Below are 22,883 nucleotides of genomic sequence, written 5' to 3' on the forward strand. Positions count from 1 at the left end.
TTCTGCCTCTTCCCTCGAACAAGAACGCCGGCGGGCAAATGTCATTTGCCCGCAAAGCGTTCATTGTTCGAGGAGAGCATGCGTACAGCATGCCCAGTCGGCAAGCGAACCGCTTGCCGACTACGGCAGAAAAGCTAGGAATAGAGCGATTTCAACTGGTTTTTAATGGTTAATCAACACGCCTGAACTTTTATTCTAGAAAGGTGTAGGGAAATGACAAAAGAAGCTCGCTTATATTTGTGGATGATGGCATTTTTTACGTTTGCATTCGGAATGTCTAATACGTTCATCAACGTATTTCTTTGGAAGTTGAACTCATCGTACACTTTTTTGGCCAAGTACAGTTTCATTTGGTCTTTTGTCATTTTAGTCAGTTTTCCGCTTTGTGCTTCTTATGCTCGCAAAAAAACGCCGATGGCGAGTTTGCGTTTGGGCGTTATCTTTTTTATTTTAACTTTCGGTTTCGTATTGTTTTATCAAGAACAAAGTGCAGCGCATATTTACGAAATCGGCTTTTTGATGGGATTAGGAGCGAGTTTTTTTGCCATTGGAATGCATATGCAATCGTTGGACAGTACGGAAGACAAAGAGAGAGATCGTTTTCTTTACTTAGGTAATGTATTAAATAGCATTAGTGGAATGATTGCACCGATAGTGGCGGGGTATTTTATCGAACGTTACGCGGGGATGAAAGGATACTATCTAGTTTTCAGCCTCACTCTTCTTTGGTTTTTAGTAGTTGTGGTAATGTCCTTTAGGCTAAAAGGGAAACAAGTACCGAGGCAATCACAGTTGATAGAAGTATGGAAAAACCCGTCTCGAGAATGGAAAGGGATGTATTGGGTGACTATGGGATCTGGTGTTGTCGAAGGGACGTATTCAACGTTTCTTGTGACAATGATGTCTTATTCGATCTTAAAAAGCGAGCTCGCCCTTGGCGGATTTGCTACGTTTGCTGCGGTGATGGGCATGTTTACCTCATTCGTGCTATCAAGATTGTCTAGACCGGAACGGAGGCTGAATATTTACGCTGTCGGAGCGTTGTTGCTTTGTGGTTCATCGATTTTACTTAGCCTGAAACAAACATTTTCGATTCTCGTTGTGTATACGATTCTATCAACAATTGGATTTAATCTTATTACAACAACGTTTAATGCGTGGACGTATGCTTCGATCGAAAAAGATCCAGCCTATCAAGAACGGCGTTTAGATTATATTGTTATTCGTGAAATTCCTTTAGGATTGGGGCGGATGATTGGAATTATCTTGTTTTTGGTGCTGCATGCTTATACCGATCCGCAAAAAATTTTGGCTATCAGTTTCGCACTCTTTGGCTCTGTTTACCTCCTTTTAGTAGTGCCTTTGAGAAAAATATGGTCGAGAAGCGTCAGCGACAGACATATAGCTGCATAGCAAGCACTGGACAACTAGCGAGTCTTTTTTTCCGTAGTCAGCAACGCTTAGCTTGTCGGCTGCCCCATGCCTTTTGCGAACGAGTTTACCTCTCGTTCGTCTTTTTTTGCAGAAATGTTGTTTAACCACCGGGCTATCGCGGCAAACTAAAGGAAAATGTTTGTGAAAGAGGAGATGAAAAGATGGCAATCGATCTCATTTGCACCATTGGACCAGCGACGAATCGTCGGGACATGATTCAAGCGTTAATGGAGCATGGAATGACGGTTGTAAGACTCAATTTATCGCACGGGGAACAGTGTAACCATCAAAAGGTCATCGAAACGGTTCGCTCGTTAAATAAACAATTCGGAAAGAAAGTAAAAATATTAGGGGATTTGCAAGGACCAAAAATTCGGTTAGGCGACATACAAGGCGGAACGGTCGTATTACAAAAAGGACAACGGTTTACGTTACGGACGACCGACTGCCTCGGGACAGACAAGGAAGCAGGGGTAGACTATGAGCAAATGACGAAAGACGTCACCATCGGGGCAAAAATTTTATTAAATGACGGAGCGGTAGAATTGGTCGTCAAACGAATAGGAGAACAAGAAATCGAAACAGAAGTAATCACCGGTGGACCAATTGGGAGTCGGAAGAGTGTCAATTTGCCAGGAACGAAACTATCATTGCCAGCTTTGACGAAAAAAGATGAGCGCGATTTGGAATTCTTGTTGCGTGAGGAAGTCGATATGGTCGCGTGTTCATTTGTTCGGGAAGCAGCTCATTTGCATGAAGCTCGTCGGTTCATCGCTTCCATGGGCAATGCGAAAAAGCCGATAGTTATCGCCAAAATAGAAACGTTAGAAGCGGTGAAAAACTTTCCAGCCATTCGCGAGGCAGCAGACGGAATCATGGTAGCACGCGGCGATTTAGGAGTCGAACTGCCCTTGGCGTGGGTTCCGCTTTTACAAAAGGCGATGATTTACGAATGCAATCGCTCTCATACGTATATCATTACAGCAACACAAATGTTGCAGTCGATGGTGGAGCAAGAAAATCCCACGCGCGCCGAAGTGACTGACATTTTTCAAGCGGTGCTCGACGGCACGAATGCGGTGATGTTATCGGCAGAAAGCGCCACAGGAAAGCATCCAGTAGAAAGCGTAACCGTATTACAAACGATCAGCGCATTTGCCGAAAAGCTGAAAAGCGAAGCCCCGTTTGACTTTGAAGACATGATGAAATTAATCGAAGGACGTTTTTTCTCCTAACCATGTGTTCGTGGTAGGAGTTTTTATTATGGACTAACGTAGACGATATGCTCCATCATAATCAACTGTATTTCACCATAACATTATCTTGCGCGCCAATCGCGCGTTTTTTTGCGAAAAATGTCTAAAAGATAGAGATTGACGTGGAAGAAAATGCCCATTATGATAAATATATCATTCAGAATATTTCGACTTATTTATTTTGCCGAAAAAAACAACTGCTTCTACACTGTCCTCACATCTAGAATCGATGACCCACATCTATGAACTTCCATGGCATCATGTTCGATGAAGAAAGAAAAGGAGAAGATACCGATGCGCTACGAATTTAAACTGCCGGACGTCGGTGAAGGGCTGCATGAAGCGGAGATTGTTCGATGGTTCGTTCACGAAGGAGAAGAAGTAGCAATCGATCAGCCAATTGCAGAAATCCAGACCGATAAAGCGACGGTTGAAATTTCCACCCCTGTTGCGGGAAAAGTCGTTGCTCTTGCTGGATCTGAGGGAGAAGTGGTGAGGGTAGGAGAGCCGCTTATCATCGTCGATATGCAAGAAAAAATGGAAGCGGTTGCACCATATACACCGCAGCAGGCGGCACCGTCTGCGTCGCCTCAGGCAATTGCAACACTTGCGCCACAACAAGCGATAGAGCAACCTGTCCCTCACCGAAAAAAGCACGTGATTGCGGCGCCGTCCGTTCGAAAGCGGGCACGGGAGATGGGGATCCCAATTGAAGAAGTGAAAGGAACAGGCGAAGGAGGAAGGGTCGTCTTTGCCGATTTAGAACGGTATGCAACCGAACGAGCAGCGGCCGCGGTTGCCCCTGCGCTAGAAACAATAGAGGCGACGGTGCCTCCACTAAAGCAAGCGGAAGAACGCCTTCCGATTCGCGGATTGCGAAAAAAAATTGCAGAGAAAATGGTCAAATCAGCATACACTGCCCCACATGTCACCGGAATGGATGAAGTCGATGTAACAAAGCTTGTCGACATTCGGACAAGTTTAATGAAGCAGCTAGAAGGCACGTCTATAAAGCTTACTTATTTGCCGTTTGTTATTAAAGCAGTCACGCGTGCGTTAAAGGAACACCCGCTGTTTAACGCAACGCTCGATGAAGCGACGAACGAAATCGTACTGAAAAAAGAATATCATATCGGAATTGCCACGGCGACGAAAGAGGGGCTTGTCGTTCCAGTTATTCGCCATGCCGACCAAAAATCGATTCGCGAGCTTGCGGAAGAACTTGCCAAGTTGACGGAAAAAGCCCATCGCCATACGCTTCGTGTCGATGAATTGCAAGGAAGCACGTTCACGATTACAAGTACCGGAGCAAACGGCGGCTGGTTTGCGACGCCGATTATTAACTATCCAGAAGTTGCAATTTTAGGTGTCCATGCGATAAAGCGAAAACCAGTCGTCGTCGGAGAAGAAATCGTCATTCGGGATATGATGGGCATTTCGCTAACCTTCGACCACCGCGTCATCGACGGGGAGCCAGCGGGACAGTTTATGTCGGCAGTCGCTAGCGTGTTAGAAAAACCGGAACAACTTTTACTAGATGTCCGATAACTTACCAACGGCGGAATGGAGTCGATGTTGCCAACAAGATGTCCGGTAACTTAGCAAATCATCCAAATTCAAGGGGGAAAGGAAAATGATAGACCAAAACGAGTTGCGCATCGAGATGGTGCAGCTATTGGATGAAAACGGAAACGGGGAGGAAGAAACGTTACAATCTTTCTCCGACGATCTTCTCCTTACGCTGTATCAGTGGATGCGAAAAGCAAGGGTGATTGATGAACGGCTGTTAAAAATGCAGCGGCAAGGCCGAATCGGCACATACGCCCCATTTAGTGGACAAGAAGCTGCACAAATCGGAAGCGTATTGGCGTTAGATAAAGAAGATTGGCTTTTCCCAAGCTATCGAGAAATTGCGGCATGTTTGGCACATGGAATGCCATTGACGCAAATTTTTCATTACGTGAGAGGACATGTGCTTGGCGGAAAAACACCAGATGGCCTAAACATTTTCCCGATTCAAATTATTATCGGAGCGCAAACGTTGCATGCGACAGGATGCGCGTGGGCAACGAAATTGAAAGGGGAACGGCATGTGTCCGTCTGCTATTTTGGAGATGGCGCTACATCGGAAGGCGATTTTCACGAGGCGCTTAATTTTGCCGCTGTCTATCAAGTTCCCGTCATTTTCTTTTGCCAGAACAACCACTATGCCATTAGCGTTCCCATCCAAAAACAAACGGCGAGCCGAACGATTGCCCAAAAAGCACTCGCTTACGGAATGAAAGGGGTGCTCGTCGACGGCAACGATGTGCTTGCCGTGTACAAAACGACGAAAGAAGCTGTTCAGATGGCGCGGGAAGGGAAAGGCCCAGTATTAATCGAAGCGCTAACCTATCGGCTAGGGCCGCATACGACATCGGATGATCCGACGAAATATCGAAGCGAAGAAGAAGTAGAGCGATGGAAACGAACGAAAGACCCACTTCATCGCCTGCGAAAGCTACTAGAAAAACGCAACATTTGGACGGACGCACAAGAAGAAGCATGGGTGGCGCAAGTAAACGATGAAGTGACGAAAGCGTACGAAGAAGCGGCTTCGGTGGAAGCACCGTCGCTTGCCGACATATTTCGCTATGTATACGACGAACCAAGTCCATTGTTGTATGAGCAGCAGCAGGAAGTGATTCGAAGAAATCGTGTGAAGGAGGGGAAGTAAGATGGCGGAAATGACGATGATTCAAGCAATCCATGACGCGATGCGGCAAGAAATGGAGCGAGACGAGCGCGTTATTGTATTAGGAGAAGACGTCGGGAAAAATGGCGGGGTATTTCGTGCAACCGACGGGCTATTCGAACAGTTTGGCGAAGCGCGCGTTTTTGATACTCCGCTTGCGGAATCGGGGATTATCGGCACATCGATTGGGCTGGCGGCAAACGGATTTCGTCCGATTGCGGAAATCCAGTTTCTTGGCTTTGTCTATCAGGCGATGGATCAATTGGCGGCACAAGCGGCGCGCCTTCGGTTTCGTTCAGCAGGAAGATTTACATGTCCGCTTGTCGTCCGCAGTCCATATGGTGGCGGCGTGCGGACTCCTGAGCTTCACTCCGATGCACTAGAAGGATTGTTTGCCCATTCACCAGGATTGAAAATTGTCATGCCATCGAACGCCTACGATGCGAAAGGATTGTTCATTTCAGCGATCCGCGACGAAGACCCGGTGCTATTTTTAGAACCGATGAAGCTATATCGCGCTTTTCGCATGGAAGTGCCAGAAGAGCCGTACGAAATTCCGCTCGGAAAAGCGCGCGTGGTGAAAGAAGGAGAAGATGTGACGATCATTTCATGGGGAGCAAGCGTACCGCTTGCGGCAAAAATCGCAGAAGAAATGAAGGGGAAAGTGGACATAGAAGTCATTGACCTCCGTTCGTTACAGCCGCTCGATTGGGATACGATTTATTCCTCTGTTTCCAAAACAGGACGCGTAATGATTGTCCATGAGGCGGTGAAAACAAATGGATTTGGTGCAGAAATTGCAGCGCTCATTGGCGAGCGGGCGTTGTTTTCTCTGTCCGCTCCAATTGTGCGCATAACCGGTTACGATACACCGTATCCAGTGCCGTCGGTAGAAGACGACTGGCTGCCTAACGCAGCGCGCATGATAGAAGGCGTGCAAATGCTCATGCGCTATTAGGAGGGATAGCGATGGGAATGTATGAAGACATCGTCGAACGAATTGGCGACCGCGAGCGAGTGACAAGAAACGAAACAGTACTGGAACAGCATAGCAAAGGGTTAGCGTACCATGCCCCACGAAAACCGGATGTCGTTGTTTTTCCGAATACGGCGGCGGAAGTAAGTGCGGTGCTGGCGTATGCAAACGAGCGGAACATACCGATCACGCCGTTTGGCGCCGGCAGCAGCTTAGAAGGGCATATTATTCCTGTCAATGGCGGGATTACGTTAAATATGACAAAAATGAACCGCATTCTCGAGATTCGTCCAGATGATTTTTTAGCTGTCGTCGAACCTGGGGTGACGCGAATGCAGCTAAATGAAGCGCTTAAAAAGTACGGGCTCTTTTTCCCTGTCGACCCCGGAGCCGATGCGACCATTGGCGGAATGGCGGCAACGAATGCTAGCGGCACAAATAGCGTAAAATATGGCGTCATGCGCGATCAAGTGCTTGGGCTAGAAGTCGTACTCGCTGATGGAACGATCGTGCATACAGGCGGCATGGCGCTGAAATCGTCTGCTGGATATGATTTGACGGGACTATTTGTCGGTTCGGAAGGGACGTTAGGCGTATTTACACGCCTGATCGTTCGCCTTCAAGGCATTCCAGAAGCAACAAATGCCTTGAAAGCGAGTTTTGTTTCTTTGCCTATGGCTGCACAAACAGCAGCTGAAATCATGAAAGCAGGGGTGGCGCTCGGAAAAATAGAGCTAGTCGATGAGCAGACAATCGAAGCCGTCAATCGGTACAAACAGACCAATTACTTAGTGGCGCCGACGTTATTTATCGAACTAAGCGGCAGTGCAACGAGTGTGAAAGAAGGGACGGAAATCGTCCGACAATTGTGTGAAGAGGGACAATGCGTGGCATTCCAAATGGAAGACGACTCCATCGCCCGCACGGCGTTATGGGAAGCGCGGCATCATGCGGCGTTCGCCATTCAAGCCGCGTATCCCGGAAAAGCGCTATTGTCGACCGATGTTTGCGTGCCTGTTTCGGAACTTGCCGAAGCCATTCGCAACACGCGCCAACTCGTGGAGGAGCACGGGCTAACCGCAGCGATTTTCGGCCATGTTGGCGACGGGAATTATCATACCGTACTCGCTTTTGATCCGAACGATACAGAAGAAGTAACACGCATCGAAAAAATTCACGAACACATCGTCCGCTACGCGTTAGCGCGCGGCGGAACATGCACAGGCGAGCACGGAATCGGGATCGGAAAACGCCGCTTTTTGTACGAAGAACATGGCGATTCCGTCATGTTAATGAAAGGAATTAAACGACTATTTGACCCGAACGGCATTTTAAATCCGGGGAAAATTTTTATATGAGGAAAGCAAGCTGTGTGGCATTCGTTCACACAGCTTTTTGCTTTACGTTTGCCGTTATTAAAAAAATGACAAGAATGTGTCAGACAAAATGATATTTACTTTACATTGAAACGACACTGTAAGCGCTTTAAGATGAAGCTATAGCAAGACCAATTTATGAAGGAGGAACAAAGATGGAAAATCAAACAGGCTTTCGCGTGAAAGTGCAGCGGTTTGGTAGCTATTTAAGCGGCATGATCATGCCAAATATCGGTGCATTTATCGCTTGGGGGATTATTACCGCATTATTTATTCCAACAGGATGGACGCCGAACGAGTCGTTTGCGAAACTTGTCGGGCCGATGATTACGTACTTATTGCCATTATTAATCGGTTATACAGGCGGTAAAATGATTTACGACGTTCGCGGCGGTGTCGTCGGGGCAACGGCGACGATGGGGGTTGTTGTCGGGGCTGACGTTCCGATGTTTTTAGGCGCCATGATTATGGGACCGCTTGGCGGGTACTTAATCAAAAAATTTGACGAACTCATTCATGGAAAAGTAAAACAAGGGTTTGAAATGTTAGTCAACAACTTCTCTGCCGGAATTCTCGGTGGGTTGTTAACGCTTATTGCGTTTAAAGGAGTCGGACCTGTCGTATTAGGATTAAACAAAACGCTAGCCGCTGGCGTCGAAGCGATTGTGAACATGAAATTGTTACCGCTTGCGAACCTTTTCATCGAGCCAGCGAAAGTACTCTTTTTAAATAACGCCATCAACCATGGAATTTTAAGCCCGCTCGGCGTAGAGCAAGCAGCAAAAGCAGGAAAATCGATTTTATTCTTATTGGAAACAAACCCAGGCCCAGGGCTTGGTATTTTGTTGGCATACTGGTTATTTGGCAAAGGAATGGCGAAACAATCGGCACCTGGTGCAATCATTATCCATTTCCTTGGTGGAATTCATGAAATTTACTTTCCGTACATTTTAATGAGACCGATTTTAATTTTAGCAGCAATGGCTGGCGGCGTGAGCGGCGTGTTCACTTTCACAATTTTCAACGCAGGGCTTGTCGCCGTTCCATCGCCAGGTAGTATTTTCGCCCTTCTTGCGATGACACCGCGTGGCAACTACTTAGGAGTATTAGCAGGTGTGCTTGTCGCAGCAACGGTATCGTTCCTTGTCGCTTCATTCTTCTTAAAAACATCTAAGCAAAATGAAGGCGAAGAAGATTTAAGCAAAGCAGCAGAGCAAATGCAGCAATTAAAAGGAAAGAAAAGCGATGCTGCAACAATGCTAAAAACAAACGCTACGCCATCAAACGTGAAAAAAATTGTGTTCGCATGCGATGCCGGCATGGGTTCTAGCGCAATGGGTGCGTCGATCATGCGCAACAAGGTGCAAAAAGCAGGACTAGACATCGAAGTCATCAACACAGCAATTAACCAACTTCCGGCGGACGCCGACGTTGTCATTACGCAGCAAACGTTAACCGCACGCGCAAAAGAAAAATTGCCGAACGCTTATCACGTATCGGTCGACAACTTCTTAAGCAGTCCAAAATATGACGAACTTGTCCAAATGCTAAAAGAAGGAAAATAATAAACCACCAAAAGGTAAGTACGCGTACTTACCTTTTGGTCTATTTAAAAAATGTCAACAATCAACCGGACGAAACAATGCTTTCTATTGGTTGTGATTGTTCGGTAAGCGTTTTACAATTGAAAGTGAAAGGTGCAGATGATGTTCAATTTTGTCAACAAATCGTTGCTAAGGAGGTGAACGGTGTGTATATATCGGCAAGGGAACGGAAAATATTAGACGTTTTATTGTCGCATGAGAAAGGAATTACGATCGGGGAAATCGCCGCTATGCTTGATGTGAGCGAACGGACGATTCACCGCGATTTAAAAGGGCTTGAGCGCCTTTTAGAAGACTACGAACTAGCGCTAGTGAAAAAAGCAGGGGTCGGCATTCAAATTAGCGGTGAAGCAGAGAAAAAGCGCGAGCTGCAAATTCGCCTTTTTCACTTATCGCATCCAGAGTATACGCCAGAAGAGCGCCAAACGATGATTTTAATTGCGTTATTAGAAGCGGTAGAGCCAGTCAAATTGTTATCGCTAGCCAATGATTTAAACGTAACCGTCGCCACCATCAGCAACGATTTGGACAAAATTCAAGAAGAACTGGAAAAACAAGGCCTTTCGCTCATTCGCAAACGAGGCTATGGCGTAGAAATTGCCGGGTCAGAAGCAGCGAAGCGGAAAATGATGAGCGAATTGTTGTTCCGCCATTTTGATGAATCGCAATTTCTTTCGTTTATGAAAGAATCGATTCAAAAAAAATCGGCCGATACAATCAACACCGTGACAGAAAAACTGCTTGGGCTAGTTGATAAGAAAAAGCTGTTTGTCATCGAAGCACAAATGGAACAAATGAAGGCCGAACTTCCGTTTACGATCGCGGACAGTTCGTATATCGCGCTCGTCATTCATCTGGCGCTAGCGATTGAGCGCATTATGCAAGGAGAGCCAATTAACTTTGAGGCGCAATATTTAGAAACGATTCAAACGACAAAAGAATACAAAACAGCAGAAAAAATCGCACAGTCATTAGAAGCAGCGTTTTCGGTTTCGATTCCAAAAGAAGAAATCGGCTATATTACGATGCATTTAATGGGTGCAAAGATGCGCGACCGCCAAGGATATATGCTAGAGGAAGCAAGTCTAGAAATCGGCATGAAAACGCAGGAATTGATTCGATATGTCAGCGATAAACTGCATGTCGATTTAACGGATGATTATCCACTGTACGAAGATTTAGTCGTCCATTTAAAGCCGGCGCTCTATCGCATTCAACATAATATGGGCATTTCGAATCCGCTGCTTGACAAAATTACAAAAGACTATTCCGAATTATTTCACATCGTCGAGGAAGCGATGAACGATGTCTTTTCGGAAGTCGTTATTCCAAAAGAAGAAATTGGGTATGTCGTTCTTCATTTTGCCTCGGCATTATTGCGTGGGAAGAAAGGATTGCACGCGCTCGTTATTTGTTCTAGCGGGTTAGGAACAGCAAAAATCTTAGCAACACGGCTGAAAAAAGAAATACCAGATATTTCGCAAATTGAGCAAAAATCGTTTTTTGACTTGCGGTACATTGAGCCTAGCCACTATGATTTAATCGTATCGACTGTGCCGATTTCGTTAGAAGAGCCGTATTTTCTCGTCAGCCCGATGCTGCAAGACGACGAAGTAGTGGCAATTCGCCGATTTATTAAAGACAAAAAAGCGAAAGTGCGACCAGTAGAGTCGAGCGCTGCTGGAAATATGATTCAAAAAATGAATGCCATTCAAGTCGTGAGCGAAACGATTGTACAGTTACTAAAGGAATTAACGGTTCAACCGCTAACTACCGATTCTGTCCACGACGCGCTTGTCGAGGCGTGCCAACAGCTACAGAAGAAAGGAACGATTCGAGACGCCAAATCGGTCGTGAATGAATTGTTACGAAGAGAACAAGCGGGAGGATTAGGGATTCCAGAAACAACGTTAGCGTTGTACCATGCGCGAAGCCCGGATGTGTTGCGTCCTACGTTTACGGTCTATCCGCTTTCTCACCCGCAGACCGTCATGGGCATGGATCAACAGCCGATGAAGATGGAGCGCATGTTGTTGTTATTGGCGCCAAGTGAAGCGCCAGAAGCGATGCTTTCTGTGCTCAGCCATTTAAGCTCGCTCATTATTAAAGACGAGGAAAGCATTTCATTATTTGCACACGGAACGGAAGCACAGCTTCATGCTTTCTTAAGCCGGCAGTTTGAAGCATTTTTTTACCATTTTATTCAACTAGGGAGTGAATAACTGTGTCAGTGTTAACAAAAGAAAACATCGTACTAGGTGCTGAAATAGGGAACAAAGAAGAAGCGATTCGCTTAGCAGGGAAAGTGTTAGTCGAACAGGGCTATGTGGATGACGTGTATATCGACAAAATGTTTGAACGAGAAGCGTTAACATCGACATACATGGGAAATTTTATCGCGATTCCGCACGGAACAGAAGAAGCGAAGGCGCTTGTGAAAAAAGCAGGGCTTTCGTTTATCCAAGTGCCAAACGGCGTTGATTTTGGCGCAGGGAATATCGTGAAAATATTGATTGGTATTGCCGGAAAAGATAACGAGCATTTAGAAATTTTATCAAAAATCGCGCTCGTTTGTTCCGAAGCAGAAAATGTGGAAAAAATGATTCAAGCGACAACGAAAGAAGAAATTCTCGAACTGTTAAACGAGGTGAACTAATATGTTAGCCGTTCATTTTGGTGCAGGGAATATCGGCAGAGGATTTATTGGGAGCTTGCTTTCACAATCAGGCTATGAAGTCGTGTTTGTCGATGTGAATGACGAATTAGTGCAACGTCTACAAGAACGTCAAGAATACCGTGTCGTTATTGCTGGCGAATTGCGCGAAGAACAGATTATTCGCGGCGTTTCCGCCCTCCATAGCCAAAAGCAGTACGAAGAAGTCGTTTCCCGTATTGCCGAAGCGGATTTAGTCACTACCGCCGTTGGTCCGAACGTATTGCCGCACATTGCGAAAGTAATCGCCGACGGGTTGCGGAAACGATTGGCTACGCCAGAAAAACGAGTGAATGTCATTGCGTGTGAAAATATGATTGGCGGAAGCAGCTTTTTAAAGAAACATGTGATGGACTATTTGTCCGCAGAAGAACAAGGAGCGCTTGCGACGTTTTGCGGCTTTCCGAATAGCGCCGTTGACCGCATTGTGCCAAACCAAAAAAATGACGATCCATTAATGGTTATCGTCGAACCGTTTTTTGAATGGGTGATTGAAACGAACGAAATGATTGGAGAGATTCCAACAATTGTCGGTGCGCATTTTGTCGAAGAATTACAACCTTACATTGAACGGAAACTGTTCACCGTCAATACAGGCCATGCCCTTGCGGCGTATTTAGGGTATGCGAAAAAATACGCGACGATTAACGAAGCGATGGAAGATGATTCCGTACGTGCCGACGTCACGAAGGCGCTTCATGAATCAGGTCGTGTGCTTATCGAAAAATATGGGTGGAGCGCCGAAGAACACGGGGCATATATCGAAAAAATTGCTCAACGGTTCACAAATCCAGCCATTACCGATGAAGTGACACGAGTAGCCCGTTCGCCAATTCGTAAACTCGGCGCGAACGATCGGTTAGTCGGCCCAGCAACCCAATACTACCATTTGTTTGGCGAAATTCCATTCGGGCTCGTAAAAGGAATTGCCGCGCTTTTACAGTTTGACTACAAAGAAGACGCAGAAGCAGTCGAGTTGCAAACGACCATTCGCGAACACGGCATCGAACGAGCATTATTGCAATACGCCCAACTGCAAGCAGATCATCCGCTTACGCGTGCTATTAAAGAACAAATGGATATGTGGAAGAAATAAACGAACCCCGATAAAACGGGGTTTTTTTATCAGAGGAAAATTTCAGGGATATATGATGCGTAACGAAATAATGCGGACAAGAAAAATCGGAACTCGATGGGGAGATATATTTTTGGTAAAATAAAGAACGACAAGGTTGTTACTGAATGGAGGAGAAAAATGGGATGGATTGAGAAGTTACAAGCAAAGGGCGTTATTGTGAAGAAAATTGGCAAGATGGGAGAACAATTGCGTGCTCAATGGGAAAGGGCATTTGCTGATCACATCTCCCAACAAGAAAAAGCTTCTATTTATTTTGATCAGTTTCTCTGGCATGTGTTTAGCTACAAAATGCTTCCTTGCTTAGAAGAAAGGGAAGCTGTGGAAATATTTAATCGCGAGCAGAAAGAGGAATGCCTTATTTTTTATCAAAACGACGATCGGGTATATCATCTGATGAATGCACAATGTTTGCGTGCGGAAGATTTACAAGATGAGCACGATTTATACGTTATCGACCCAACGTTTACATGGACATATGTGCAAACGCACGAATGGTTTTGCGGACCGTATTTTTATCGAAAAGGGCAAAGGAGTTAAGGAGGACCAGTTTCGTGCCTGTGCATTGCGATCCGAAAATTGTCGAAGTTTCATAGAAACAGAGAGCCGTACGTGGCTCTCTGTTTTTTGCATTGTAAGATTAATAGAGAAACTTTGTCACTCCCTTCCGGCAAAGGGATTTTTTTGTGCACAAAATGAACAAAATTATTTTTATTTTCAAAAACTTATTTTTCTGAAAAATGTTGCTATAATTACTTTCGAATATGTAAACGTTATCAAACGAAGGGGGAAGAAAATGGTGAGAAAATGGGTCAGTTGGTTGGTTATAGGGTTGGTTGTACTAATTCTTAGCGCATGTGGAAGCAGCTCCACAACAAAAGAAGCGAATACGACAACGAAGACATCTGAAAAACGGTCGGATTATCCGACAAAACCGATTGTGTTTGTCGCACCTTCAGGGGCTGGAGGGGGATGGGATTTAACTGCACGCGCGATTACGAAAGTATTGAGCGAAACGAATTTAGTGAAGCAAACGATGACAGTGGAGAATAAGCCGGGTGGCGGCGGAGCAGTGTTTATGGCCGAGTATGCCACTCAAGATACAAAAAATGATTATAAGCTATTTGTAAATTCTCCGCCGATCATCATTAACAACTTAAAAGCAGAAGGAAATAGCCCATTTGGTTATAAAGATACTACCCCGCTTGCCCAATTAACGAAAGATTTTGGCGCGATCGTTGTCAAAGCGGATTCCAAATTCCAGTCATTAGCTCAGTTGCTTGATGAAATTAAAAAAGATCCAAAGTCTATCACAATCGCTGGCGGATCGGCACCAGGTTCAATGGACCATTTAGTGGCGATTCTTCCGATTTATAAATCAGGGATTGATCCGAAAGATGTCAAATACGTTTCATACGATGGAGGTGGCGAAGCGATTGCGGCTCTACTTGGTGGAAACGCAGACGTTATTGCGACAGATGCTTCCTCGGTTGGTGAGTATGTGAAAGCAGGAAAAGTGAAAGTGCTTGCTGTTTCATCGTCTGAACGACTTAGCGGAGACTTGAAAGACGTTCCGACGATGAAAGAACTTGGTATTGATGCAGAGTTTACGATTTGGCGAGGGGTGTTTGGCCCGAAAGAAATGTCTGCAGATGCGAAGAAGTTTTGGGAAGAAACGTTCCAAAAACTAGTAGAGAGTGATCAGTGGAAACAAGAACTAGAGAAGCAAGGATGGCAGTCAGACTACAAAAATGCAGAGGAATTTACGAAATTTTTACAAGAACAAGAAACATTGATTAGCGATATGTTGAAGTCGCTTGGCATGCATAAATAAATGGACGGGGGGAGAATTCTCTCCCCCTTTTCCCAACCGAAAGGAAGGTGTAACGATGAACAAAACGTTTGACCGTATTGCGACTTTAACGTTTTTAGCAATAGGAGTACTGTTTATGATAGAGAGTTTACGAATTTCAAAGAGTGCTTATGGCAGTGTAGTCGGTCCAAACGTATTTCCATTTTTGCTAGGGCTTATTCTTGTATTGCTTAGCGTTAAGTTGCTATTCGAAACGATGCGGTATCCGTCGACTCACGGGGAAAAACAACGGTTGCAATATAAAAAATTTTGGACTATATTCATCTCCGCCATTTTTTACACTATATTACTTGAACCAATCGGATACGTAATCACCACTTTTCTTTTCCTTGTCATCGGATTTCAGACGATGGAAAAAGGTTCGATCTGGAAATCAATCATTATTGCCGCCTGTTTTTCGTTAGGAGTGTATGGACTATACGTTAAGATGCTACAAGGTACGTTGCCAAGTTGGCCGATTTGGTTGAGGTAAGGAGGAACGAGCGTGACATTTCTTCTTGATGGTTTTCAAACGGCGTTGCAGTTGCATAATTTATTTTTTGCCTTTCTTGGCGTACTGATTGGAACGGCTGTTGGTGTTTTGCCAGGAATAGGTCCGATGAGCGGGGTGGCACTGTTAATTCCTGTTACAGCCTCCATGACATCAGGGTTTGAACCAGCACAGGCTGCAACAAGTTCCATTATTTTACTTGCTGGTGTATATTATGGGGCTATGTATGGGGGTTCGACGACTTCTATTTTGCTGAACACACCTGGGGAATCGTCGTCGGTTGTTACGGCGCTTGATGGATACCAAATGGCAAAACAAGGAAGGGCAGGCTCCGCATTAGCCATTGCAGCGATTGGCTCGTTTGCAGCTGGAATTGTTTCGTTAATTGCGCTTGTGTTGCTAGCGGAACCTCTTTCGAACGTAGCGCTAAAGTTCGGACCGGCAGAATATTTTTCGTTAATGATTCTTGGGCTGGCAGCAGTCAGCGGACTTGCTGGAAATTCGATGACGAAAGCTTGGATGATGACGGTTTTTGGATTATTACTTTCAACGATTGGACTTGATAGTGTATCAGGGGTAGCACGGTTTACGTATAATATTTCGTTTCTTTATGGAGGATTGGAATTTTTAACAGTTGCGGTTGGGCTTTTCGCGCTTGGAGAAGTGTTTAAAGCCATTCTCCATAAGGAGCAAAATAATGACGGCATTGCAAAAATTGGGAGGATTATTCCGTCGAAAGAAGAATTAAAAGAAAGTGCTGGTCCGATTGCTCGCGGTTCACTGCTTGGCTTTTTAGTCGGGATATTGCCGGGGGCTGGAGCTACGTTAGCCTCGTTTTTTTCTTACATGTTGGAAAAGAAAATAAGTAAACATCCTGAGAAATTTGGAAAAGGGACAATCGCTGGCGTTGCTGCACCAGAATCTGCGAATAATGCTGCTTCCGGCGGAGCGATGATTCCTCTTCTAACGCTAGGAATTCCAGGTTCAGGAACGACAGCGATTCTAATGGGAGCATTAATGATGTATAACGTTCAACCCGGTCCGCTACTTTTTGATGAACATCCAGATGTGGCCTGGGGCTTAATTGCGAGTATGTTTATCGGAAACGTGATGCTTCTCATTTTAAATATGCCGCTTGTCAAAATATTTGCTAAAATTATTGAAACACCGCCTAAATATTTATTGCCACTTATTATTGCTATTTCTATTTTCGGTGTGTATGCCGTCCAAGTGACAACGTTTGATATTTTTCTATTACTCGGTTTTGGAGTATTAGGATATTTGCTTGCTGCACATGATTTTCCGCTTGCACCGCTCGTATTAGGGCTTGTATTAGGGCCAATGATTGAAAATAATATGAGAAGAGCACTTACAGCATCGAACGGTGATTTTTTTGTATTTATTGAAAAACCGATTTCATTTGTTCTGCTAATTGCGGCAATTTTATGGATTGCTATCCCGTTTTTGATGAAATTAAAAGGAAAATCGGTCATTGTAAACGAAGATATGTAAAAAACGAAAGACTTACTGCGTTCGGCAGTCGGTCTTTCTCTTTTTTCTAAAGGGTGGTACGATGAAACTACAAACGAAGCTTATTATTATTATTGGTTCATTAATTATTGTCGTCATTGTATTTTTATCACTGCTTTTTCAGCACATGCTAGCCTCCACTTTAAAAGAACAGATTGGGTTGCGGGCATTAAATGTAGCAGAGAGCGTAGCAACGGTTCCGTTAGTGAGAGACGCTTTTCAGCAACAAGAGCCTCATAAACAAATTCAGCCGTTTGCTGAGATGATTCGTCAGAAAACAGGCGCGGAGTATGTCGTGGTCGGAAATAAAGAAGGAATTCGTTATTCTCATCCAGTGGAAGAGAGAATCGGGAAAAAAATGGTTGGTGGGGATAACGAAGCGGTTCTTCAGGGGAAATCGATTATTTCAGAAGCGGTTGGTTCACTTGGACCAGCCATTCGCGGGAAAGCGCCGATTTTTGATGACAATGGCCAAGTGATTGGGATTGTTTCGGTCGGGTTTATGCTCGAAGATATACAAAAAATCGTTTGGGCGTATACGGAGAAAATTCTCCTTTTTTCGATTATTGCGCTATTGCTTGGGGTGATTGGTTCTGTACTTATTGCTCGAATGGTAAAACAATCGATCCACGGATTAGAACCGAAAGAAATCGGACTTCTTTACCAAGAAAAACAAGCGATATTAGAAGCAATTCGTGAAGGGCTTATTTCGGTTAATCAAGATGGAATTGTGACGATGGTTAATAAGACGGCAATGTCGATACTAGGATGCGAAACAGAGCAACATGTCTTAGGAAAGTATATTTTGCACATTATTCCTCATTCACGGCTGCTAGATGTGATGAAAACAGGAAGAGCAGAGTACGATGTGGAAATGGAAATAGGAGAACAAACGGTGATTGCTAATCGTATTCCCATTGTCGACAAAAATGGCTCTGTCATCGGGGCTGTATCGACGTTTCGCAATAAATCCGAACTTTACCGATTAGCAAAAGAATTGTCTCAAGTAAAAAGCTACGCTGAAGCACTTCGGGCGCAAACACACGAGTTTTCTAATAAACTTTATGTTATTTCCGGATTAATTCAGCTAGAATCTTATGAAGAAGCGCTAGAACTCATTACAAAAGAAACAAACGTCCAACAAGATATTGTCCGTTTTGTCATGAAAGAAATTCCCGATCCTGTGATTGGGGGATTGTTAATCGGAAAATTTAACAAAGCAAGCGAGCTAAAAATTACGTTTGATATTGATCGGCAAAGTAGTTTTCGCGACATTTCCAATATTGACCGTGACCACCTTGTCACAATTATCGGCAATATTATTGATAATGCGATGGAGGCAGTATTAGAAAACGGTCGGGAAGAAAAGCGTGTTACCGCATTTTTTACCGATCTTGGCGAGGATTTGATCATTGAAGTTGAGGATACAGGAATAGGGATTCCAGATGGATTAGAGTTTCAAATATTTAGTAAAGGATTTTCCACAAAATCGGGGACGCAACGTGGCTATGGGCTTGATTTAGTTCAAAAATCGTTAACTGCGTTGCAAGGACATATTACGTATCATACAGAAGGAGGAAAAGGAACAGTTTTTACCGTTGTGATTCCAAAGCGGAGGAGATGAGAGATGACAAAACCGATTCGTGTTCTTATTGTAGAGGATGATAAGCGAATTGCAGAAATTAATCGGCGATTTGTCGCGCGAGTTCCGGGGTATGAAGTGATAGGAATCGCTACAAACGAGCAGGAAGGAAAGGAATTGATCACCGTACTTCAACCGGAATTAGTTTTATTAGATATTTACTTTCCGGACATGCATGGTTTGCATTTATTAAAATGGATACGGGAGCATTTTATGAATGTTGATGTAATTATGATTACGGCTGCCCGAGAGGTTGATTCGTTGAAGCAAGCGATGCATGGAGGTGTGTTTGACTATATTATTAAGCCGATTATGTTAGAACGATTTACAGAAACATTAGTTCGATATAAAGAGTATTATGATAAAATGCAGCGGATGATGAAGGAAAAAGAGATTATTAGACAAGAAGAAATTGATGAACTAATTCGCAGAGACTACGCACTAAGCGATGCAGATGATGAACTGCCAAAAGGAATTCATCGATTGACATTAGAGAAAGTGCTAGCGGTGATGAAGCAATATCATGAGGGGGTGACAGCGGAAGAGGTCGGAAAACTAATTGGTGCAAGCCGGACGACTACGAGGAGATATTTAGAGTATTTAGTCTCTGTTTCTATCGTCATCGCAGATGTTTCCTACGGAACTGTCGGAAGACCGGAAAGAATTTATCGGTTAAAAAGGAGTTAAGGAGGACCACTATTGGACATTTTCATCCACATTGTTGTTGATGTCATTTTGCCGCTGTTTTTGTTGATTGGCGCAGGGGCGTATTTGCATCGGTTATTTCATTTCGACATGAATACGTTGTCGAAACTCACGACGTATTTTTTGCTTCCGGCGGTTGGATTTGTGAACGTTTATGAAAGCGACATGAAAAGCGGCGTATTGTTGAGCGTCCTTTTCTTTCTTATCTTGCAAAATGGCACGCTCATTGCGCTCAGCGCTGTAATGGCAAAGTGGCTGAAGCTTGACCGCAGCTTAGGGGCAACGTTTCAAAATACGATTGTGCTCAACAATTCCGGCAATTTTGGCATTCCGGTCAGCCAGCTTGTCTTTCGTCACGAGCCGTTAGGGCTGTCGATTCAAATTGTTGTTACCATTTTCCAAAATTTTTTAACGAATACATATGGCGTGTTTCAATTTATTTCCGCTAGTCAAACGAAGGGGAAGATGGCGGGGGAGTTTTTGAAAAACCCGATTATTTACGCGCTTGTGCTTGGACTGTTTTTCCGAATGCTTCACATTCCAATTCCATCGTTTCTTTGGAATCCGCTAGAACATACCGCCAATGCGTTTTTAGTGATGGCACTAGTTACGCTCGGAGCTCAATTGGCATATATCGACATTAAACGGATTCCACCGCTACTAGTTCTTACGGTAGGCAGCCGGCTGTTTCTGTCCCCAGTGATTGCGCTTATCATCATTACGATCTTACATCTTCACGGAGTAACCGCACAGGCACTATTGATCGCCAGCTCCTACCCATGCTCACGAAATACGGCACTCTACGCACTAGAATATGGGCATCATCCAGAGTATGCCGCGCAGGCTGTCTTTTTATCCACGTTGTTGAGCCCCGCCACCGTAGCCGGTGTCGTTTATCTCGCGCGCTTTTTGTTTTAACAAGAAAAGAAGAGCGAGGTGGCTCTTCTTTTTCATGGGAATAGGGAAAAAGTGACTGAAAGAGATTATAGTTGTCTGTATAGCTTGCGGAGTTTTCGCTCGTGTTGGGCGATTTTCGCAGAGTGGAAGTCGACGGTTTCTTGTGTTTCGGTAAGTTCGATGCGCAAGCTGTCGATTTTTGTTTCTAACCGGTTGAATCGCTCGTTCATTTCATCCTCTAGCTGGTCGATTCTTGCTTCTAGTCGGTCGTTCATTTCTTGCATCCTCATTTCAAACCGGTCGTTCATTTCTTGCATCCTCATTTCAAATCGGTCGTTCATTTCTTGCATCCTCATTTCAAACCGATCATTCATCTCTTGCATTTTCGTTTCAAATCGCTCGTTCATTTCTTTCATCCTGACTTCGAAGCGCTCATTCATCTCTTTCATTTGCGCTTCAAATTTGTCATTCATTTCGGCGATTTGTGTGCGAATTTGCGTCGAGAAAAAATCGAGCGCCGTTAAAATTTCCTTTACCATCGTTTCTTGTTCCATCCTTTCACCTCCCACCGTCTATTATAAAAGAAGAAAGAAAACAAAAAAAGGGAAATCTCGTCTTGTTGCGACATTTTTCATATACGTAGCTACTCATTTTCTGCAAACTTTTTCTATCATTCTAATTGTCAATCTATTCACAAAAGTGATACAATACTAAAAATATAAGAGGTTAATGGAGGGATAGAAAGTGAGAGAGCTACGAAGCAATATGATCAAAAAAGGGTTTGATCGCGCGCCGCACCGCAGTTTATTGCGCGCTGCAGGGGTAAAAGAAGAAGATTTTAATAAGCCGTTTATTGCCGTTGTCAACTCTTATATTGATATTATTCCAGGACATGTGCATTTACAAGAGTTTGGCAAAATCGTGAAAGAAGCGATTCGCGAAGCAGGCGGTGTGCCGTTTGAAATGAATACGATCGGCGTCGATGACGGTATTGCAATGGGACATATTGGGATGCGCTATTCGTTGCCAAGCCGCGAAATTATTGCCGATTCGGTAGAAACGGTTGTCTCTGCCCACTGGTTTGATGGCATGGTGTGCATTCCAAACTGCGATAAAATCACGCCTGGCATGATGATGGCGGCGATGCGTTTGAACATCCCAACCATTTTTGTCAGTGGCGGACCGATGAAAGCAGGGGTAACGAGCGACGGACGGAAAATCTCCCTTTCTTCCGTATTTGAAGGGGTTGGCGCCTACCAAGCTGGCAAAATTGACGAAAAGGGGCTACAAGAACTCGAGCAATTCGGCTGTCCGACGTGTGGGTCGTGTTCTGGTATGTTTACCGCTAACTCGATGAACTGTTTAGCGGAAGCGCTCGGCTTAGCGTTGCCTGGCAATGGAACGATTTTAGCCATTGATCCCGCGCGAAAAGAGTTTGTGAAACAATCAGCCAAACAGTTAATGTATTTAATTGAACACGACATTAAACCGCGCGACATCGTGACGGAAAAAGCGATCGATAACGCATTTGCGCTTGACATGGCGCTTGGCGGCTCGACCAATACAGTCCTACATACGTTAGCGATTGCGAACGAAGCAGGCATTGACTATCCGCTCGAGCGCATTAACGAAGTAGCCTCCCGTGTTCCGCACCTAGCAAAATTGGCGCCTGCTTCAGATATGCATATTGAAGATTTGCACGAGGCAGGCGGTGTATCCGCGGTATTACATGAACTGGCGAAAAAAGAAGGAACGCTTCATCTTGATGCGTTGACGGTGTCTGGAAAAACGCTCGGAGAAAACATTGCTGGGTGTGAAGTGAAAAATTATGACGTCATTCGTCCGATGGACAATCCGTACTCCGAAACAGGGGGGCTTGCTGTTTTATTTGGAAATTTAGCCCCAGATGGCGCCATCATTAAAACAGGCGGCATTCAAGGAGGCATTACTCGCCATGAAGGTCCAGCGATTGTGTTCGATTCCCAAGAAGAAGCGCTAGAAGGAATTGCGAGCGGAAAAGTAAAACCAGGGCATGTCGTCATTATTCGTTACGAAGGGCCAAAAGGTGGTCCAGGAATGCCAGAAATGCTTGCGCCGACATCGCAAATTGTCGGCATGGGACTTGGCCCGAAAGTCGCCCTCATTACCGACGGACGATTCTCCGGAGCTTCTCGTGGGCTGTCCATCGGGCACGTATCGCCAGAAGCGGCGGAAGGCGGACCGATTGCCTTTGTGGAAGATGGGGACTATATCGTTATTGATATCGTAAAACGAACGATTGATGTCCAACTCTCGGAAGAAGAGTGGGAAAAACGAAAAGCGAATTGGAAAGGATTTGAGCCGAAAGTAAAAACCGGGTATTTGGCTCGTTACTCGAAACTCGTCACCTCTGCTAGTACTGGCGGCATTATGAAAATGTCACGCGTGTTGATTAACCAATAATATCCATAAAAAGCATAGAAAAAAGAGCACCTTTCCTGTAGAATGTAAGTAACGACACAAACAAACCTAGGAGGTG

20 protein-coding genes are annotated in these 22,883 nt (G+C 44.7%); 19 read left to right on the plus strand and 1 reads right to left on the minus strand.

What is annotated here, in order from left to right:
- Nucleotides 1–38: 38 nt before the first annotated feature.
- From GGR02_RS17595 to GGR02_RS11280, 18 genes are all read left to right on the plus strand, one after another.
- The gene (locus tag GGR02_RS17595) at nucleotides 39–173 is read left to right on the plus strand and encodes a hypothetical protein (protein WP_260175078.1); all 135 of its coding nucleotides are present in this window, start codon (nucleotides 39–41) and stop codon (nucleotides 171–173) included.
- Nucleotides 174–213: 40 nt separating this feature from the next.
- Nucleotides 214–1,413 carry an MFS transporter gene (locus GGR02_RS11200; protein WP_183184917.1) on the plus strand — a complete coding sequence of 400 codons (1,200 nt, stop codon included), beginning with the start codon at nucleotides 214–216 and terminating at the stop codon, nucleotides 1,411–1,413.
- Between the two features lie 182 nt (nucleotides 1,414–1,595).
- Nucleotides 1,596–2,669, plus strand: a complete 1,074-nt coding sequence (gene pyk / locus GGR02_RS11205) for a pyruvate kinase (RefSeq protein ID WP_183184919.1) — start codon at nucleotides 1,596–1,598, stop codon at nucleotides 2,667–2,669.
- Between the two features lie 315 nt (nucleotides 2,670–2,984).
- Complete coding sequence (locus GGR02_RS11210) at nucleotides 2,985–4,238, plus strand: dihydrolipoamide acetyltransferase family protein (RefSeq protein WP_183184921.1); 1,254 nt, start codon at nucleotides 2,985–2,987, stop codon at nucleotides 4,236–4,238.
- A gap of 85 nt (nucleotides 4,239–4,323) precedes the next feature.
- Nucleotides 4,324–5,406, plus strand: coding sequence for a pyruvate dehydrogenase (acetyl-transferring) E1 component subunit alpha (gene pdhA / locus GGR02_RS11215; protein ID WP_183184923.1), 1,083 nt, complete (start codon nucleotides 4,324–4,326; stop codon nucleotides 5,404–5,406).
- A gap of 1 nt (nucleotide 5,407) precedes the next feature.
- Nucleotides 5,408–6,382 (plus strand): alpha-ketoacid dehydrogenase subunit beta, encoded by a 975-nt coding sequence (locus tag GGR02_RS11220; RefSeq protein WP_183184925.1) that lies wholly within the window; start codon nucleotides 5,408–5,410, stop codon nucleotides 6,380–6,382.
- 11 nt (nucleotides 6,383–6,393) lie between these two features.
- Nucleotides 6,394–7,758, plus strand: a complete 1,365-nt coding sequence (locus tag GGR02_RS11225) for an FAD-binding oxidoreductase (protein WP_183184927.1) — start codon at nucleotides 6,394–6,396, stop codon at nucleotides 7,756–7,758.
- Between the two features lie 173 nt (nucleotides 7,759–7,931).
- Entirely contained in the window at nucleotides 7,932–9,341 is a 1,410-nt protein-coding gene (locus GGR02_RS11230) for a PTS mannitol transporter subunit IICB (protein ID WP_183184929.1), read from the plus strand.
- Between the two features lie 185 nt (nucleotides 9,342–9,526).
- Nucleotides 9,527–11,602, plus strand: coding sequence for a BglG family transcription antiterminator (locus GGR02_RS11235; protein WP_183184931.1), 2,076 nt, complete (start codon nucleotides 9,527–9,529; stop codon nucleotides 11,600–11,602).
- Complete coding sequence (locus tag GGR02_RS11240) at nucleotides 11,599–12,036, plus strand: PTS sugar transporter subunit IIA (protein WP_183184968.1); 438 nt, start codon at nucleotides 11,599–11,601, stop codon at nucleotides 12,034–12,036. Before GGR02_RS11235 ends, GGR02_RS11240 begins: the two co-directional genes overlap by 4 nt.
- Before the next feature lies 1 nt (nucleotide 12,037).
- Nucleotides 12,038–13,189 (plus strand): mannitol-1-phosphate 5-dehydrogenase, encoded by a 1,152-nt coding sequence (locus GGR02_RS11245; RefSeq protein ID WP_183184933.1) that lies wholly within the window; start codon nucleotides 12,038–12,040, stop codon nucleotides 13,187–13,189.
- A gap of 159 nt (nucleotides 13,190–13,348) precedes the next feature.
- The gene (locus tag GGR02_RS11250; protein ID WP_183184935.1) at nucleotides 13,349–13,768 is read left to right on the plus strand and encodes a DUF4275 family protein; all 420 of its coding nucleotides are present in this window, start codon (nucleotides 13,349–13,351) and stop codon (nucleotides 13,766–13,768) included.
- A 256-nt stretch (nucleotides 13,769–14,024) separates the two neighbouring features.
- A complete protein-coding gene (locus GGR02_RS11255; RefSeq protein WP_183184937.1) occupies nucleotides 14,025–15,062 on the plus strand; it encodes a tripartite tricarboxylate transporter substrate binding protein in 1,038 nt (345 codons plus the stop codon).
- A gap of 55 nt (nucleotides 15,063–15,117) precedes the next feature.
- Nucleotides 15,118–15,573 carry a tripartite tricarboxylate transporter TctB family protein gene (locus GGR02_RS11260; RefSeq protein WP_183184939.1) on the plus strand — a complete coding sequence of 152 codons (456 nt, stop codon included), beginning with the start codon at nucleotides 15,118–15,120 and terminating at the stop codon, nucleotides 15,571–15,573.
- Nucleotides 15,574–15,585: 12 nt separating this feature from the next.
- Nucleotides 15,586–17,103 (plus strand): tripartite tricarboxylate transporter permease, encoded by a 1,518-nt coding sequence (locus GGR02_RS11265; RefSeq protein WP_006319709.1) that lies wholly within the window; start codon nucleotides 15,586–15,588, stop codon nucleotides 17,101–17,103.
- 61 nt (nucleotides 17,104–17,164) lie between these two features.
- The gene (locus GGR02_RS11270; protein ID WP_183184941.1) at nucleotides 17,165–18,745 is read left to right on the plus strand and encodes an ATP-binding protein; all 1,581 of its coding nucleotides are present in this window, start codon (nucleotides 17,165–17,167) and stop codon (nucleotides 18,743–18,745) included.
- Nucleotides 18,746–18,748: 3 nt separating this feature from the next.
- Nucleotides 18,749–19,450, plus strand: a complete 702-nt coding sequence (locus tag GGR02_RS11275; RefSeq protein ID WP_183184943.1) for a response regulator — start codon at nucleotides 18,749–18,751, stop codon at nucleotides 19,448–19,450.
- 12 nt (nucleotides 19,451–19,462) lie between these two features.
- Nucleotides 19,463–20,386, plus strand: coding sequence for an AEC family transporter (locus tag GGR02_RS11280; protein ID WP_183184945.1), 924 nt, complete (start codon nucleotides 19,463–19,465; stop codon nucleotides 20,384–20,386).
- A 65-nt stretch (nucleotides 20,387–20,451) separates the two neighbouring features.
- Here GGR02_RS11280 and GGR02_RS11285 read toward each other — a convergent pair whose 3' ends face one another.
- Nucleotides 20,452–20,919, minus strand: a complete 468-nt coding sequence (locus tag GGR02_RS11285) for a Synaptonemal complex 1 (RefSeq protein ID WP_183184947.1) — start codon at nucleotides 20,917–20,919, stop codon at nucleotides 20,452–20,454.
- Between the two features lie 190 nt (nucleotides 20,920–21,109).
- Between GGR02_RS11285 and ilvD the strand changes: the two genes are divergently transcribed.
- Nucleotides 21,110–22,807, plus strand: coding sequence for a dihydroxy-acid dehydratase (ilvD, locus tag GGR02_RS11290; protein WP_183184949.1), 1,698 nt, complete (start codon nucleotides 21,110–21,112; stop codon nucleotides 22,805–22,807).
- Nucleotides 22,808–22,883 lie beyond the last annotated feature (76 nt).

Source organism: Anoxybacteroides voinovskiense, from assembly GCF_014196205.1.
Taxonomy (GTDB): domain Bacteria; phylum Bacillota; class Bacilli; order Bacillales; family Anoxybacillaceae; genus Anoxybacteroides; species Anoxybacteroides voinovskiense.